Below are 16,580 nucleotides of genomic sequence, written 5' to 3' on the forward strand. Positions count from 1 at the left end.
GATCCATGGCAGATGTTATAAAAATTGATTCTCTCGAGGGATTCGAGAAACTAATGCCGGTCTGGAGTGAGCTTCTGGAGCGGAGTGACTTTGATTCGATATTTATTACATATGAATGGCTCCATACATGGTGGCAGGTCTATGGTGGTTCGCACGACCTTTTTATTCTCGCTGTCAAAGACAGCGATTCCTTCATCGGCCTGGCGCCATTAATGCGGACCAATTATGGCGGTAAGAAAATAATTCAATTCATCGGCACGCCCAATGCCGATTACTGCGATTTCATAGGCACAAATAAGAATATTATCATCTCAAGTGTTTTATCTTTCCTGAAACAACATATTCTTGATTGGGACAGCATCGAATTTTCCCAGATACCGGAAGAATCAATATCACGCACAGCGCTTGAATCTTATGCCCGGCAGGAGAACATGCTCTTCAGAATGAAGGTCATTGAAACCTGCTATGCGTTTAAATATGATGGAGGCGAGGAGAAGCGGAAGGATTTTTCATTGAAACGGGGAACATCCTTAAAGAGATTCATAAATTTTTTCGAGAAAATGGATGGTCTCGGTCTGGAACATTATCGGGATGCCAATCAAATCGCTGAGATGCTGCCGCAATTCTATCACAGTCATTCCGTAAGATGGAAGGACCGCCTCGTCGGGGGGAAGTTCGAAAGCCGGGAAAACCGTCAGTTTCATGATGCCCTGGTTAAGGCTCTTGCCCCAAAGGTCATACTCCGACTGATAGTTCTCAATCATGGGAATACCCCATTGGCTTATCTGTATGCCTTTGACTATAAGAAGCGCTTGAATCTTTATAATATCGCGACTGAGTCTTACTATGAAAAAAAATCGGCCGGTGTTATACTACTGCATTTATTGACTGAACAGACCGTGCGAGAGGGGCATGATGTAATCGACTTTTCAAGAGGCGAAGGCGGCCACAAGGAAAGATTTGTCAACAGCAGTTCAAATAATTATCAGATAAAAATTTATTCCAGCCGGCGGCCTTATTCAGCTGCCGGGTTTTATGATGGTATCAAAAAAAATCGGATAATAAGAAAATTGATTGAAAATCATCGGACAAAGACTCTTAAGGCGGCATTCTCGGCTCATTATCACCGCGGCGGATTGGGTGGTATTATTGAACTCGGCCTGAAGAAATTATTTAAATCGATAATAGACTATAGATCGGTTCGAATATTCGGATTGGAGAAAGCTGTCCGGACATTCGAGGCCAGGGACGATACTCGAATTGAGCATCTGGGGCCGGAAAATATAGAAACAATTGGCTCCTTTTTGGGATTTGCCATGGATTCCGACAAATATAGGGCGATAATGGACAGGTTCTCCAACGGCGGTGAGTGTTATATTGTAAGGCATAGTGATACAATCGCTTGCATGGGGTGGGCGGTATTCGGAAGGGAAGTCATCCCGGAATGTGAATGTAAAATAGATTTGGCCGCTGACGAGGTGATATTGTCCGACTTTTTTACATCGCCAATATTCCGCGGAAGGGGGTTCTTTGCATATTTGAGCGCTTTTGTTATTGAACAAATGGCTTCACGGAATAAAAAGGTTCTTGCGCCCTGTTTTTCACATGACCTGAAATCGCAAAAGACCCTGGAGAAGATCGGATTTTCCCCGATTTCCAAGCTTCAAAGGCTTGATATTCTTGGGATCAGGCTGATTTAAAAAATTCTACATGGTTAAATGACAAAGAGATAGAAAATATTGCGTTTTTGCCGATAATTTTAGTATTGATATTTTAATGAACATAAAAGTCGGTTTTTTTTGGCTTTTATTGATTAAATGTACAATATTATAAATGTATTTTCGTATGTAATTTTATTGAAAATGAAAAAATAGTCAAAATCTCATAAGAGGGACCCTAAATTGGACTTTAATAAAAACAGCCTTCGTATTGACGCCGAAAAAGTTACGGCTGAGTTGTGTGAGTTGATTCTCAAACAGGTGCGCGGCACCATGAAAAAGGGCGGGGCGGTCGTCGGTATTTCCGGCGGGATTGATTCTTCCGTCGTGTCGGCCCTTTGTGCCAGAGCCCTGGGGCCTGAAAAGGTTCTGGGAATTATGATGCCTGAAAAGGAATCGGCCGGTGAAAGTAAGGATTTGGCGCAGATACTGGCCGGCAAATTCGGGTTTGAAACGACCGTCGAGACCATCTCAGGCGGTTTGGAGGGAATGGGCTGCTATGCCAGAAGGAACGAGGCTATTTTATCGGTCTTTCCGGATTTTAATGAGGAAAAGGACAAATGCAAGATCACCATCCCGACCAATATTCTCGAAAAAGATACCTATAATTTCTTCACCCTGGTTGTTGAAAAGCCGGACGGGACCATTTTATCAAAGCGCATGCCTCCGGCGGCCTATCTTCAGGTTGTGGCCGCCTCCAATTTCAAGCAGCGGCTTCGCATGACCACTCTTTATTACCATGCCGAGAGACGCAACTGGGCGGTGGCCGGCACCGGTAACAAGGATGAACATATGCAGGGATTTTTTGTTAAGTATGGCGACGGCGGCGCCGATCTCAAGCCGATTGCTCACCTTTTCAAGATCCAGGTTTATCAATTGGCCGAGTACCTTGGCGTTCCGAAAGAAATAATCGGGCGGACACCAACCACCGACACATACAGCGCTGAAGTCACCCAGGAAGAATTCTTTTTCGGGCTGGATTTTTACCGGATGGATATGCTCTGGCATGCACTGGAGAATAATGTTTCTCCGGAAAAGGCCGCCGGTGTGCTCGGTTTGTCGGTCGAACAGGTAAAACGCGGTTACGCGAATATTGATAGAAAAATTAAAGCGACGGAATATTTAAGAATGCCACCGCTCGAGGTGGAATAGACAATTATTTGTAATCGTTAAATTCATAAGTACGTATTCTTGGTAAGTAAGGAATAGAAAGGGAAGACATGGCCATTGCAGATCAGGTTCAGGTCCAGAAAAAGCTGAAAGATTTCATCACCGAAACATTCCTTGTGGGAAGTGATATAAGCAATATTGCTGAAAATGATTCTTTCATGGAAAAGGAAATTATCGACTCCACCGGTGTCCTGGAATTGACCGCATTTGTGGAAACAGAATTTGGAATCAATATCGAGGACAATGAAATGATCCCGGACAATCTTGATTCCATCGCAAAACTGGTAAAATTTATTGCCAGGAAATCAGGCTGATATTTCGAGCAGTTGGCTGCCCGGGTATCGGTACTCCCCGCATATCACAACCAGTAATGTGAATAATCCATGAATATCTTTGGCATATTAGAAAATGGGGCCGCCGGATTTCCGGATAATTGCGCTATGGTTCATCAGGACCGCCGCATTACTTATCGGGAACTTTATGGCCTTGCCGACAGAATCGGATCTTATCTCAGCGGAATTGATCTGAAGAAAGGTTCGCGGGTTGCGCTGCTTTTCGATAATTCGATAGAGTATGTCGCTGTTTTCTTCGGTATTTTCAGGGCCGGATATGTGGCTGTGCCTGTCGACACTTCATTAAAGCCTGAGAAAATGGGCTTTATTATTAAGGACTGCGGGGCGGAAATACTGTTTCTCCAGTCGAAGTTCGTCAGGCATCTGGATAAAATTATCGGGGAATCTTCCTCTCTGACAATGGTTATTTCCAATAAGAAAATCAAGCCGGAACGGAGCGGAATTAAAATGGCGGGCCTTGATGAAATACTGGAAAGCGGACCGGACCATAAAATTCATTCCGAATCATCGGAGTTACCAACAGGCAAAATGCCGACTGTGGAGGAAATGTACTCAAAGGTATCCGAATCACCCACCGATCTTGGGGCGATTTTTTATACCTCGGGCAGTACCGGGGCGCCCAAGGGGGTCATGTTGTCGCATCGGAACCTTGTTTCCAACACGGTTGCCACTGTCGATTATCTCAAGCTTTCCGAAAAAGATAAAATCATGGTGATCCTGCCGTTTTATTACATTTATGGCAACTCTCTGTTGCTGACGCATATTCTGATCGGCGGTACTCTGGTTATTGACAATAGATTCCTGTATCCCGAGGTGATTCTGGATACCATGGAAAAGGAAAAGGCAACCGGGTTCTCGGGGGTTCCATCGAATTTTATTATTCTGCTGAATAACTCGACTTTCCCGACTCGAAAGCTGGAGCACCTTCGCTATTTCACGCAGGCAGGCGGGGCCATGGCGCCGGAAATTGTCAGGAAGCTTATCAATGCCTTTTCGCATAAAGAGATTTATATCATGTACGGCCAGACCGAAGCCGCTCCTCGGGTTTCCTGGCTGCCGCCGGAGCGGTTAATGGATAAAATCGGTTCGATTGGAATACCGGTGCCGCGAGTCGAGATAAAAATAGTTGATGATAACGGTCAAGAATCTCCGCCCGGAGAATCAGGGGAACTGATCACCCGCGGCGACAATGTCATGCTGGGCTACTGGAATCAGCCCGAGGAGACGAAACAGGTTGTCCGGGACGGCTGGTTATATACCGGTGATCTGGCGCGTAAGGATGAAGAAGGGTATATATATATAACGGGGCGTAAAAAGGAAATTATCAAGACGGGCGGCAACAGGGTCAGCACCAAAGAAATCGAGGAATGTCTTCTCGAGCATGAGAGCGTCCTGGAAACGGCTGTGTTCGGCATACCCGATGAATTATTGGGCGAAGCCATTAAGGCTGTCGTCGTTTTGAAGGATGGCTGCCGAGCCTCCGTCAAAGAAATTCAGACTTATTGCAAGACCCGGCTGGCCGATCATAAGTCACCCAAAGTAGTGGAATTCATGGAAGCTTTGCCCAAGTATCAATCCGGCAAAGTAAATAAGATGCTTCTCAAGAATATTGTATGATTTTTTATAGCAAGGAGTGAATAATGAAATTTTCAAAGAATATCATCAAGACCGATCCGGAGTATGAAGCCGGCCTGGTTCAGGATTTTCTGGCCGCTCAGGTCAAAGGAATTCCCAAAAGGGACGGCATCATTGTTGGTGTCAGCGGCGGCGTCGATTCGGCGGTCGTGGCGGCATTGGCCGTTAGAGCGGTTGGCAAGGAAAATGTCATGGGTATGATATTGCCGGAGAAGGAATCCAATCCGATCTCGGCCGAATATGCCCTCAAAGCCATCAACAAGCTCGGGATCAGACATCTCAAAGTTGACCTGACCGCTAATGTTGCAAGTTTTAAGGCCTATGAAAACCGCGATAAGGTTATCAAGGAAATATTTCCCGATTACGGCCCGAACCATAAATTCAATATCCATTTGCCACAGAATCTCCTCGATGTCGACCGCTATAATTATTACACGCTTCGTGTCGATGATGGCAAAGGCAATGTTCAGGAAAAACGGCTTACCAAGAAGCAGTTACTTGCCATAACGGCCGCGGCTAATGTCAAAATCAGGTCAAGAATGATCGCACTGTATTATTGGGGAGAGCAATACAATTACATGGTGGCGGGAACGACCAATAAGACCGAATTCATTCTGGGAGATTACTGCAAATACGGCGATGGCGGGACCGATGTGGAATGTGTTTCGCATCTTTACAAGATGAATATTTACGAATTGGCCGAGTATCTCGATGTTCCGGTCGAAATCCGTGAAAGGACACCCAGCCCGGATACTTTCAGTCTGCCGGTTTCTGATATCGATTTTTATTTCTGCCTGCCGTTCCATCTTCTTGATCCTTTGCTATACGCCTGGGAATATGGTATCAGCGCCTTCGAAGCGGCCAAGGTCCTTGATTTAAGCGAGGAGCAGGTAAAGAGAGCCTTCCGTGACTTCCAGTCAAAGCACACTTCGACGGAACATATCCGGGTTCTTCCCGGGTCAATCGAGCGCGACTGGATCAAATATACAGATCGGAAGGCACTCAAGCCGACGGTTTGATTGATTTTATACGGAGTAGGCAATCTTGTCTATTTCTGGTAATTTTGGATGGTTTTTATCTTTACAAAACTGATTGGACTGATTTTATTAAAAGCAAAAGGGAACCTTTTCCTTTGTTCAGTTTAAAATGATTTCGGAGCGATTGCCGAATTAAAGTAATGAAATTTGATTTTCGGTGCGGAAAGGCCTGACATCGTTGAATAACAACCAGAAGAAAAATAATAAAAATAATAAGATTCCTGACCAGAGTCGGAATATGTTCGATGTCACTGAAATATTAGCCATAGTCTGGCGCAGAAAGTGGCTCATCTTTCTCCCGGTAATATTGGTAACAGCGGTTACATTTGCGGGCTCATACCTGATTACTCCCGAATATGAATCCTCGGCGATTCTCTGGCTGGGAAACCCAGTTAAGCTGTCGGGCGAGTTGCAGCAGATGCTTGGAAGCGGCCAGCAGGGCTATCGCTCCATGCATGACGAACAACTTGAACTAAACAGTATGCAGAACGAGATCACCTCGTCGCCTTTTATCAGTCAACTGGCGACAAGGCTGAAACTGGACCAGGATCCGACTCTTGAAAAGGATGCGCGAAAGGTCCTGGCGGCACAGCCCGAATTAGCGCTTGACCAGGTCAAACTTGATATTCTTACTAATAAGCTCAGGGATAAAATTGTTGTTACATATGCCGGCAAAGACCAGATCATGATAACGGTACAGTCAACCGACCCTTTCATAGCCCGGGACATGACCCAGACGTTGAGCGAAGTTTTCATGGCCGAAAAGATGAAACAGGAACTCGGGGTGGTCCGAATGTCCCAGGATTTCTCGTATGAACAATTGGCCAAATACGAAAAGGATCTTAATGATAAAATAGACGCTAGGACCGAGTTGGAAAAGGGGTTCATGAAAATTCAACTCGACGAGGTGGTTGCTTCCGATGAAAACATCAAGGCGATAAGCTCTGAAATCGAAAGCTCCAACCTTGACATTGAAGATGCCAAGGCCGAGGAACGCCGCCTGATTACGGAACTTTCCGAACAAGCCGGTCTGGCTGCCAGAAATCTGGTCCTGGCCGAATCGGACAATCTGAAAAGGCTCAATAAGGAGATTTCCGATCATCTCGAGACCGTAGCCAATTTAATGATCAAATATACCTGGAGCGCTCCCGAAATCCTGAATTACAAGACGCGGCTATATCGGATGTTGCGGGACATCGAGGATGAACACAAGCGCCTGGTTGGGCAGCAGTTCAATAATTATGACAGCTCCGTCCGCGACCTTTTGCTGCGTTTATTTAACATCCGCACCGAATTGGATGTCACCTATTCCAAGGTCAATCATCTTAAACTGGCCCTGGCCGACCTGAACAGCAAAATAGGCATGAATCCGGAATATGCGGCCAGGCTTGATCAGCTTGACAGGGAGATCGTGGCAGCGCGGGATCTTCGCGATAAATTCAAATCACAGCAGGAAAGCTCTCAAATATCTCAGGCCTTATTGCGAGAGGCAAAATACAGGGTTATCGAACCGGCCAAGGTGCCGCTGGAGCCATTTAAACCTCAGCGCTCAAAGATTATTGTTCTCGGTTTTCTGCTGGGTATAGCCATCGGCGGCGGCGCCGTGCTTTTGACCGAGATGTTCGACAAATCATTCCGAAAGGTAGAAGAGGTCGAGCAACTGGTAGGATTCCCTGTTATTGGCGTCATTCCGCAGATTCAATCGATAAAGAAGTTAAAGCTTGGCAGTTAATCTTTATTTTCCTGCACCCCCCCAGAAAAGACTTGAAATAATATCTTATTTCATTATGCCACAATAAATTGTGCCGGCAGCACAGCTGGATTGATTTATCGTAATGATTAAGATGCAAAATTCTGCATAAGTCGTTGGTCTGCAAATTCCTGCAACTAATAAAAAAAAACAGTTTTTTATTCATTTTTTTGTTGCCAAAGCCCAAAAATTTCATATTATTAAATAAGTGTAAGGGTATTTCTTACAATAAGATACCAGCGGTTTACATACGTAACGCAGAGTTTAATATCTGCAATCTTAAAAGAAGCGTTTATTATTTATAGTAGATAAAGTTATACTTATATTTCGGCACAATAAATAAGTCGTTTGGTTCTGAACAGAAATTACTAAACAAATACCGACCTCGAGAAAGGGTAACTGATGCATTGTCGCTATTGTCCGCCGCCAGGCACCCTTAGAACCGAAAAGAGAAGACGATTGTGGCTTTCAATCATGCTGCTTCTTTTCGGATTTTTTATTGGTGCACAGCTTAATGCAGCAACTGTCTTCACCGATAAGACAGACTATCCCCCGGATGACACGGTACTGATAACAGGAACCGACTTCTGGGCCAATGAGACTGTCACCGTGCAGGTGACGCATTATGATGGAAATACCCCTGCAACGCCCGATTATGATCCCTGGAATACAGTGGCCAACAGCTACGGTATTTTCGATACATACTGGGTGGTCCCCGAGGATGCATTGTCGGAGACTCTGCTGGTAACAGCCCAGGGTCAAACATCGGGGCTTATTGCAACCACAATATTTGCCGATGCCAATACCATTCTGGTTCCCTTGACAAATATGGAAGATCCGTTCTGTCCGGGTGATTCGTTCGAATATTGTGTGGCACTTTATCAGCGCTGTCCACGCAATGTCTATGAGCCGCTTCCTAACCGGCCGATTTTGTTTTTCATAAACGACGGCACCTGCGGCGTTGATGTTTCCCAGGAAGCCGATGATACTGTCTGGACCGACGAAAACGGCGTTGCATGTTTTAACACCGTTTTGCCGGATAATGAAGACCCCTATACAATTCGAGTTAAATTCCGCGGCGAAGACAAGCCGTACAGCTATGAGCCTCCCAACAGCGCCTGCGATCCCACAGAGAGGGTAGCGTTATCAACTGCAAATGTTTGCGAGGACGTAGTGCTGGATTATTCTTCTCCGGCCTGCGGCGGAATTCCTCCGGTGGCGACCTGCCCCGGCGATACATCGGTTTTTCTCTGCAGTTTGGGTTCTGTGTGTATTCCCGGTTTTGGCGCGGCCGATCCGGATGGCGACCTGGAATCGATCGTGGTTTCGCTCGGGACTCTCAGCAGCGGGACAGTATGTTTCACTCCGACCGGAGCGGGTTCTTATACGATAACATTGATTGCGACCGATTCAACAGGGTTGGCGGACACCTGTGAAACAGTCGTAACAGTGGCGCTTAACAATGCTCCGGTATGCAGTTTACCCTCAGGCGGTAGTTATTTCATTTGCGGCGACACAACTTTCAGTTTCCCGGTTTCGGCGACCGATGTCGATGGTAATCTGGTCGGTTGTACCAAGACTTCCGGTCCGGGAACCCTGTCAGGCGGTAATTGGACCTTCACAACCACCGGTCCGGGCGTTTACAGCGCCGGTCTTACGTGCACCGATGCCTGCGGCGCGGCGTGCTCCGGGACGGTCAATATTACGGTTACTTATAATAATGCGCCGGTGTGCAATCTGCCCGCGGACGGCAGTTATTTTGTATGCGGCGATACAACTTTCAGTTTCCCGGTTTCGGCGACCGATGTTAATGGTAATCTGGTCGGTTGCACCAAGACCACCGGCCCGGGAACCCTTTCGGGCGGTAACTGGACCTTCACGACCACCGGTCCGGGCGTTTACAGCGCCGGTTTTATCTGCACCGATGCCTGCGGCGCGGCATGTTCCGGGACGGTCAATATTACGGTTAATTACAACAGCGCACCGGTTATCACCTGCCCGGCGAATATCTCTGTCGAGTGTAATGCCTCGACCGATCCTTCGAATACCGGCTCTCCCACTGTCACCGATGACAACGACCCGACTCCGGTCGTTGCTTATTCCGACAGCGAGACGGCGGGAAGCTGCCCCCAGGAAAAGACCATAACACGAACCTGGACCGCAACAGATAATTGTGGGGCGGTCTCTCAGTGCCAGCAGATCATTACGGTGGAAGATAACACGGCTCCGGTTATTACCTGTCCGGCCAATATAACAATTGAATGTAATGAATCCACAGATCCGACCAGTACCGGTTCAGCCACAGCGGTTGATAATTGTGATCCGGCTCCGGTCGTGGCATTTTCGGATGTGGCCAATAACGGCACGATTACACGCACCTGGACGGCAACCGATGCCTGCGGCAACAGTTCGCAGTGTACACAAACAATTACAATTGATGATACTACACAGCCTGTTATCACTTGTCCGGCTAATGTTACCATTGCCTGCGATGCTTCAACTGATCCGTCCAATACCGGTTCGGCAACCGCCACCGATAATTGCGATGCCAATTCAGTAATCACCTATACCGACAGCGAGACGGCGGGAAGCTGCCCGCAGGAGAAGACGATTACAAGGACCTGGAAGGCGACCGATGATGCCGGTAATTTTGCGACTTGCCAACAGGTCATTACGGTGGAAGATAATATTGCTCCGGTCATTACCTGTCCGGCGACTGCGACTGTCGAATGCGATGGGTCCATTGATCCTTCAGTGACCGGTTTAGCTACTGCGGTCGATAATTGTGATGCCTCACCGCAAATAACATATTCGGATAATAATTTTGGGGATACAATAACGCGGACATGGATCGCGACCGATGCCTGTGGCAACAGCTCTTCATGCCAGCAGTTGATAATTTTTGAAGATACGACATCTCCTGTGCTGGTTTCGTGTCCTCCGGATCTGACCATCCAGTGCGACCAATCTCTGGCGCCGTCCATAACCGGTATGGCCACGGCTAGCGATAATTGTGATCCCAGCCCGGTAGTCACTTTTACCGACAGTGAAACTCCGGGTGGCTGCCCGCAGGAAAAAACCATTACAAGAACATGGATTGCGACCGATGCCGACGGCAATTCGGCGACAATATGTCAGCAGACAATAACCGTTATCGATACCACGCCTCCGGCGATTACATGTCCGGCCAATGTCGAGGTCGAATGCGGCCAGCCGACTGATCCGTCGAGTACCGGATATGCCACGGCGATCGATAATTGCGATCCTTCGCCGATAATAACCTATTCCGATACCAGAAATAATGGTGTCACTACCAGACTCTGGACGGCGACCGATGCCTGCGGCAACAGCGCCCAGTGCACTCAGACGATCACTGTTGACGATACGACCCCGCCGGTCATAACCTGTCCGGCCAATGTTACCATTGCCTGTGATGCTTCGACCGTTCCACCCAATACCGGTTCAGCGACAGCCACCGATAATTGCGATACCAGTCCGTCGATTACCTATACCGATAGCGAGACTGCCGGAAGCTGCCCGCAGGAGAAGACAATAACGCGGACGTGGACCGCCACCGATGCCGGCGGCAGTGGATCGAGTTGTCAACAGGTCATCACGGTCGTGGATGATACCGCACCGGTGATCACCTGTCCCGCCGATGTTACTATTGAATGCGATGAATCGATTGAACCGTCCAACACAGGTATGGCTACGGCGGTCGATAATTGTGATTCGGCGCCGGCGTTGACATATTCCGATGTCGACAACGGCGGAAATATCGTTCGCACCTGGACGGCCACGGATGCCTGCGGCAATAGTTCTTCATGCCAGCAGCTGATTAATTTCGAAGATACGACGCCTCCTGTGCTGGTTTCCTGTCCTCCCGATATGACAATACAGTGCGATCAATCTTCGGCCCCATCCTCCACCGGACAGGCCACCTCAGAAGATAATTGCGATCCTAATCCTGTGGTTACTTATTCCGACAGTGAAACTCCGGGCGACTGCCCACAGGAGAAGACTATTTCAAGAACATGGATTGCGACCGATGCCGACGGTAATTCGGCGACAATTTGCCAGCAAACAATTACCATTGTCGATACCACGCCGCCGGCAATTACATGCCCGGCCAGTGTCGAGGTTGAATGCGGCCAGCCGAACGATCCGGATCACACCGGTTATGCGACGGCAGTCGATAATTGCGATCCTTCTCCGATAATAACTTTCTCCGATACCAGAAATAACGGTGTCACCACCAGACTCTGGACCGCGACCGATGCCTGTGGCAACAGCGCCCAGTGCACGCAAACTATCACGGTTGACGATGGTACGCCACCGGTTATAACCTGCCCTGCGAGCATCACAGTCGAATGTGGGACTTCGACTGATCCGGCCAATACCGGTTCGGCGACGGCCACTGATAATTGTGATCAGAATCCGGCTATTACAAAGACCGATTCAGAATCGGCCGGAAGTTGTCCTCAGGAGAAAGTCATAACGCGTACGTGGAAAGCAACCGACGGCAGCGGCAATTTCGCTGAATGTCAGCAAACCATCACCGTTGTGGATACGACACCGCCTGTAATTACTTGTCCGGGCGCTTATGTCGTGGGGTGCAGCGGATCGACCGATCCCGGCGTTACCGGGAATCCGACAATCAGTGATAATTGCGACCCAAGTCCGATAGTCAGCTATACCGATTCGCTATCCGGGACCACAATCATAAGGAAGTGGACGGCGGCGGATCATTGCGATAATGCCGCCTTCTGTCTGCAGACAATAACCCAGGCTCAAAACTCGCCGCCCGTTGCGACCTGCCCGGGTAATACGACAATGTTCCTCTGTGCCCTGACCGATACGGCCCTGGCCGGCTTTACATACAGCGATCCCGATGATAATATCGCAACGATCGATCTTGCCGGCGGAACGCTTGACGGCAATATCGCCCGCTTTACTCCGGTCGAGGGCGTCAATATTCTGACCCTGATTGTTCAGGACGAATGCGGTGAAGTTGATTCCTGCACAACCGAGGTGCTGGTTACTTTGAATAATCCGCCTTATGCAGGGGTAGATTTCGACACAACGGTATTTAAATGCACCCGCGAGGAAATCTGTCTGACTGGTTTTGGCTGCACTGATTCGGATGACAATCTGGCCAGTTGCTATGCTGTCGGCGGCGTGCTCTCCGGCGGTGTGATTTGCTTTACACCCAACAACGGTGTAAATGTCATAAAGCTGATTGCGGTCGACGAATGCGGTGCGGCGGATACGGCTCTAATCACGGTCAATGCGATTTTGAATAATGCGCCGTTTGTTACCTGTCCCGGTTTCCAAACTGAAAATGTCTTTGAGCTTCCGGCCGAAATCTGTGTCACCGGTTTCGGTTGCAGTGATCCTGACGGCAATCTGACCAACTGCTCGGTTACCGTGACGGATGGCGACGGGAGCATTTCCGGCACGTTTGACGGCAATTCGGTTTGTTTCACGGCTGATGCCATGGGCATGTATACTATTATGTTGACAGCAACTGATCAATGCGGCGCCACCAGTTCCTGCTTTACGGAGGTCTTTGTTAAGAAGGTCTCCAGCTGCCCGATTGTCAGAATCGAAAAGACCCACAATACTTTCCAGGGTTATTTCGAGAATGTTTCGATTACGATAGAAAACAGCACCTATGACTTCGAGGGGTTTGACTTCCTGATTGCCTATGACGCCTCGGCTCTCAGTGCGGTGTCGGTTACGGCAGGCGCATGGATTGAAGATTGTGAGTGGGAGTATTTCACCTACCGATTCGGGGTAAACGGAAATTGCGGAAGCGCCTGTCCCTCGGGATTACTGAGGATCGTGGCAATTGCGGAAATGAATAACGGCGCTCATAGTCCACTCTGTTACGGGCCGCCCGATGGGGCCGAGTATGAGCTGGCCGTCATGCGATTCCTTGTCACGAACGACAGAACCTTCGAATGCCAGTATGTGCCCATATCGTTCTTCTGGAATGATTGCGGTGATAATGCCATTTCCGGTATGAATGGAGAGATTTTATACGTAAACAACATTGTTTACGATTTCCTCGGAAATGTAATCTGGGATGAGGAAGATGATGTAAATTATCCCGAAGGCAACAGAATTCCTTATATCGGAGCGCCTGATTTATGTCTTAATCCTGATCCGCTCAAGCCGAGCGCCGTTCGCTGTATCGAATTCGTGTTCGGCGGGGTGGATATCATCTGCGCCGACAGTATCGATGCACCGGGCGACCTTAACCTGAATGGGGTTGCGAATGAGATTGCCGATGCCGTTGTTTTTACGAATTACTTTGTCTATGGCACAAAGGCATTTAATGTCAACGTCGAAGGGCAGAGAGCGGCTTCGGATGTCAATGGCGACGGTGTCATCCTGACCGTATCCGATCTTGTATATTTAATCCGCATTATCTGCGGGGACGCTTTGCCGCTTCCTAAGGTTGCCCCTCATGTCAAGGCCGAATTCAGCATTCAGAATGGTGTGGTTTCCGTTGAAAAGCCGCTGGGCGCCGCCCATATCGTTATCAAGGGCAATGCCAAAGTGGTTCTTGGCAAAGACGTTTCGCATATGGAAATGGCCTATAATTTCGACGGCGTCAACACCAACGTCCTGATTTACAGTTTCACTCAGGATTATTCGTTCAGCGGCGAAATCCTGGTTACCGACGGTGAAGTCGTCTCGATTGACGCGGCCGATTATGACGGCATTGCCTGTCAGGCGAAATTCCTGCCGGCTACATTCAGTCTGACCGGTTATCCCAATCCGTTTAATCCGGTCACCAATATTGAAATGAATATGCCGGTTGCAGCCGACTGGACAATCGATATTTATAATGTTGCCGGACGCAAGATCGCGGAATTCAGCGGCCACAATGAAGCCGGTACGGTAAAGATTCAGTGGGATGCCTCCGATCAGGCTTCGGGGATATACTTCTTCAAAGCCGAAGCCGGCCAATACTCGGCATCCAGAAAAATGCTTCTTTTGAAATAGGGATTTGATAAAAGAGAGGCAAGCTAAAATGGCCCCCGATTGGGGGCCATATTTTTTGTGTCATTTATGTTTCAGAGAGTTTGTAATCAATAAATATCATTACCGTATGGAAATATTCGGGGATCGGGACGTTAACAGTACCTACATTTTCAACTGGTGCTTGGCAAGTTCGCGATAGAGGGGAGAGCTTACCATCAGCTCTTCATGCCGGCCTTCGTCGATAATTTTGCCTTTGTCGAGTGTTATGATTCTGTCGGCATGTTGAATGGTGGAGAGACGGTGCGCAATGATGATGGCGGTCTTATCCGCGAGGATCTCTTTTAATGCTTCCTGAATAAGATGTTCGGATCTTGAATCAAGCGCCGAGGTTGCCTCATCAAGAAAGATAATCGGCGGATTTTTTAATATCGCCCGGGCCAGGCAGATTCTCTGTTTCTCGCCTCCGGATATGGTGACGCCGCGCTCGCCGACTTCGGTCTGATATTGCTCGGGAAGAGATGAAATAAAATCATGAATGTTCGCAATTTTGGCAGCTTCGATAACTTTATCCAGACTCGCCTCGGGAAAAGAATAAGCAATATTATTATAGATGCTTGTCTTAAACAATAATGGGTCCTGATCGACCAGACCGATATTGCCGCGAAGGGACTTAAGAGAAATATTCCGAATATCGATTCCGTCAATCGTTATATTGCCTGATTGGAACTCGAAAAAGCGCATCAGAATATTTACCAGGGTTGTTTTGCCCGAACCCGACGGTCCCACTATGGCGACTTTTTCTCCGGGGCGGATATCGAGCCGGAGCGCTTCAAAAACAGGGCTGCCGGTATTATAGGCGAATGATAAGTTGTCAATTTTAATATGACCTTTGGCCTTTTCCAGAATAACGGGTTCCGGGGGATCGGTAACTGCCGGAGAAATATCCATGTATTCAAAAAAACGGTTGACGGAAGCCATGGTCGATTGCACCTGGACATGGATCGAGGCGATATTTTGTATCGGAGAGTACAGATAGGAGAGAAGCATATAAAAAGCAATCAGAGCGCCCAGTTTCATCGAGCCGCCGGCAATCAGATAAGTTCCCCAGGAGAGAACCACAATGGGCCCGGTCATATTGACAAAATTGACAAGGTTGACGGTAAGAGAATTAGTCACACTGTGTTTTATATAAAGCTTTGTCATCTTCTCAAGAACTGTGTCGACTTTCTTTTTTTCCGCCAGCTCCTGGCTGAATGCTTTCACCGTCTTAATAGAGAGAAATGATTCCTGCAGCTTAGCTGAGAACGAAGCAACGGTCTCCTGTAGATTTTTCGCTATTAAGTGTATTTTGGATCCGAATTTCAGGGCCAGCAGGAAAGTAAGGGGAACCGGTATAATGGCTATTAAGGTCAGAATCCAGTCGGTCATAAAAAGGTAAATCGAAATCGCCGCGAGCATCATGATATTGGTCAGGAACACCAGAAGGATAGAGGTGAGCAGACTCTGTATGTACTGAACATCGGACAGTACTCGAGACATCATTTCGCCGACCTGATGACTCTGATGGAAATCAAGGGTGAGCATTTCGAGGTGGCCAAAAAGTTGCGAGCGCATTCTGGCGATAATGTTGGCGCCGATGTATCCTACCAGGTAATCCCGGATATATGAAAAAATGACATTAAAGAGATAGATTCCCAAAAGCACCAACCCGAAATAGATGACGGGCATAACATCTATTCCATTTTTGGCCTGGGCGGTTAATGAGGGTATTAAATCGTCGATAAGGTACTTGACGGCCAGCGGCATCGCCAAGACCAGGGCAGCAATCAACCCCATGATTATGAGAGTCAGGAGTTCAAGGTGCCAATGCGGCTTAAGATAACCCCACAGACGCACTATTGTCTGTTTTTCAATTTTCATATCG

Annotated in this window: 8 protein-coding genes; 7 read left to right on the forward strand and 1 reads right to left on the reverse strand. The window is 48.0% G+C overall.

Going from position 1 to position 16,580, the window contains the following annotated elements:
• The first annotated feature begins 5 nt into the window (after window positions 1-5).
• From CVT49_04050 to CVT49_04080, 7 genes are all read left to right on the forward strand, one after another.
• On the forward strand, window positions 6-1,700 hold the full coding sequence (locus CVT49_04050) for a hypothetical protein (GenBank protein PKK84309.1): 1,695 nt from the start codon (window positions 6-8) through the stop codon (window positions 1,698-1,700).
• A 201-nt stretch (window positions 1,701-1,901) separates the two neighbouring features.
• Window positions 1,902-2,870 (forward strand): NAD(+) synthase, encoded by a 969-nt coding sequence (nadE, locus tag CVT49_04055; protein ID PKK84310.1) that lies wholly within the window; start codon window positions 1,902-1,904, stop codon window positions 2,868-2,870.
• Window positions 2,871-2,938: 68 nt separating this feature from the next.
• Window positions 2,939-3,202: an acyl carrier protein gene (locus tag CVT49_04060; protein ID PKK84311.1), complete on the forward strand. Its 264-nt coding sequence runs from the start codon at window positions 2,939-2,941 to the stop codon at window positions 3,200-3,202.
• Between the two features lie 69 nt (window positions 3,203-3,271).
• Window positions 3,272-4,858: an AMP-dependent synthetase gene (locus CVT49_04065; protein ID PKK84312.1), complete on the forward strand. Its 1,587-nt coding sequence runs from the start codon at window positions 3,272-3,274 to the stop codon at window positions 4,856-4,858.
• A 23-nt stretch (window positions 4,859-4,881) separates the two neighbouring features.
• On the forward strand, window positions 4,882-5,895 hold the full coding sequence (gene nadE, locus CVT49_04070) for an NAD(+) synthase (protein ID PKK84313.1): 1,014 nt from the start codon (window positions 4,882-4,884) through the stop codon (window positions 5,893-5,895).
• A 196-nt stretch (window positions 5,896-6,091) separates the two neighbouring features.
• Window positions 6,092-7,645 (forward strand): hypothetical protein, encoded by a 1,554-nt coding sequence (locus CVT49_04075; GenBank protein PKK84314.1) that lies wholly within the window; start codon window positions 6,092-6,094, stop codon window positions 7,643-7,645.
• Window positions 7,646-8,065: 420 nt separating this feature from the next.
• Window positions 8,066-14,677 (forward strand): hypothetical protein, encoded by a 6,612-nt coding sequence (locus CVT49_04080; protein PKK84315.1) that lies wholly within the window; start codon window positions 8,066-8,068, stop codon window positions 14,675-14,677.
• Window positions 14,678-14,818: 141 nt separating this feature from the next.
• On the opposite strand, the gene CVT49_04085 is transcribed toward CVT49_04080, so the two are convergent.
• Complete coding sequence (locus CVT49_04085; protein ID PKK84316.1) at window positions 14,819-16,576, reverse strand: hypothetical protein; 1,758 nt, start codon at window positions 16,574-16,576, stop codon at window positions 14,819-14,821.
• Between the last annotated feature and the right edge of the window lie 4 nt (window positions 16,577-16,580).

This window comes from candidate division Zixibacteria bacterium HGW-Zixibacteria-1, from assembly GCA_002838945.1.
GTDB lineage: Bacteria > Zixibacteria > MSB-5A5 > GN15 > PGXB01 > PGXB01.

What these genes read in the sequence shown, in the direction of transcription:
- CVT49_04050 (PKK84309.1), top strand. Translation starts at nt 6, where the DNA reads ATGGCAGATGTTATAAAAATTGATTCTCTCGAGGGATTCGAGAAACTA.
- CVT49_04060 (PKK84311.1), top strand. Translation starts at nt 2,939, where the DNA reads ATGGCCATTGCAGATCAGGTTCAGGTCCAGAAAAAGCTGAAAGATTTC.
- CVT49_04065 (PKK84312.1), top strand. Translation starts at nt 3,272, where the DNA reads ATGAATATCTTTGGCATATTAGAAAATGGGGCCGCCGGATTTCCGGAT.
- nadE (PKK84313.1), top strand. Translation starts at nt 4,882, where the DNA reads ATGAAATTTTCAAAGAATATCATCAAGACCGATCCGGAGTATGAAGCC.
- CVT49_04080 (PKK84315.1), top strand. Translation starts at nt 8,066, where the DNA reads ATGCATTGTCGCTATTGTCCGCCGCCAGGCACCCTTAGAACCGAAAAG.
- CVT49_04085 (PKK84316.1), bottom strand. Translation starts at nt 16,576, where the DNA reads ATGAAAATTGAAAAACAGACAATAGTGCGTCTGTGGGGTTATCTTAAG.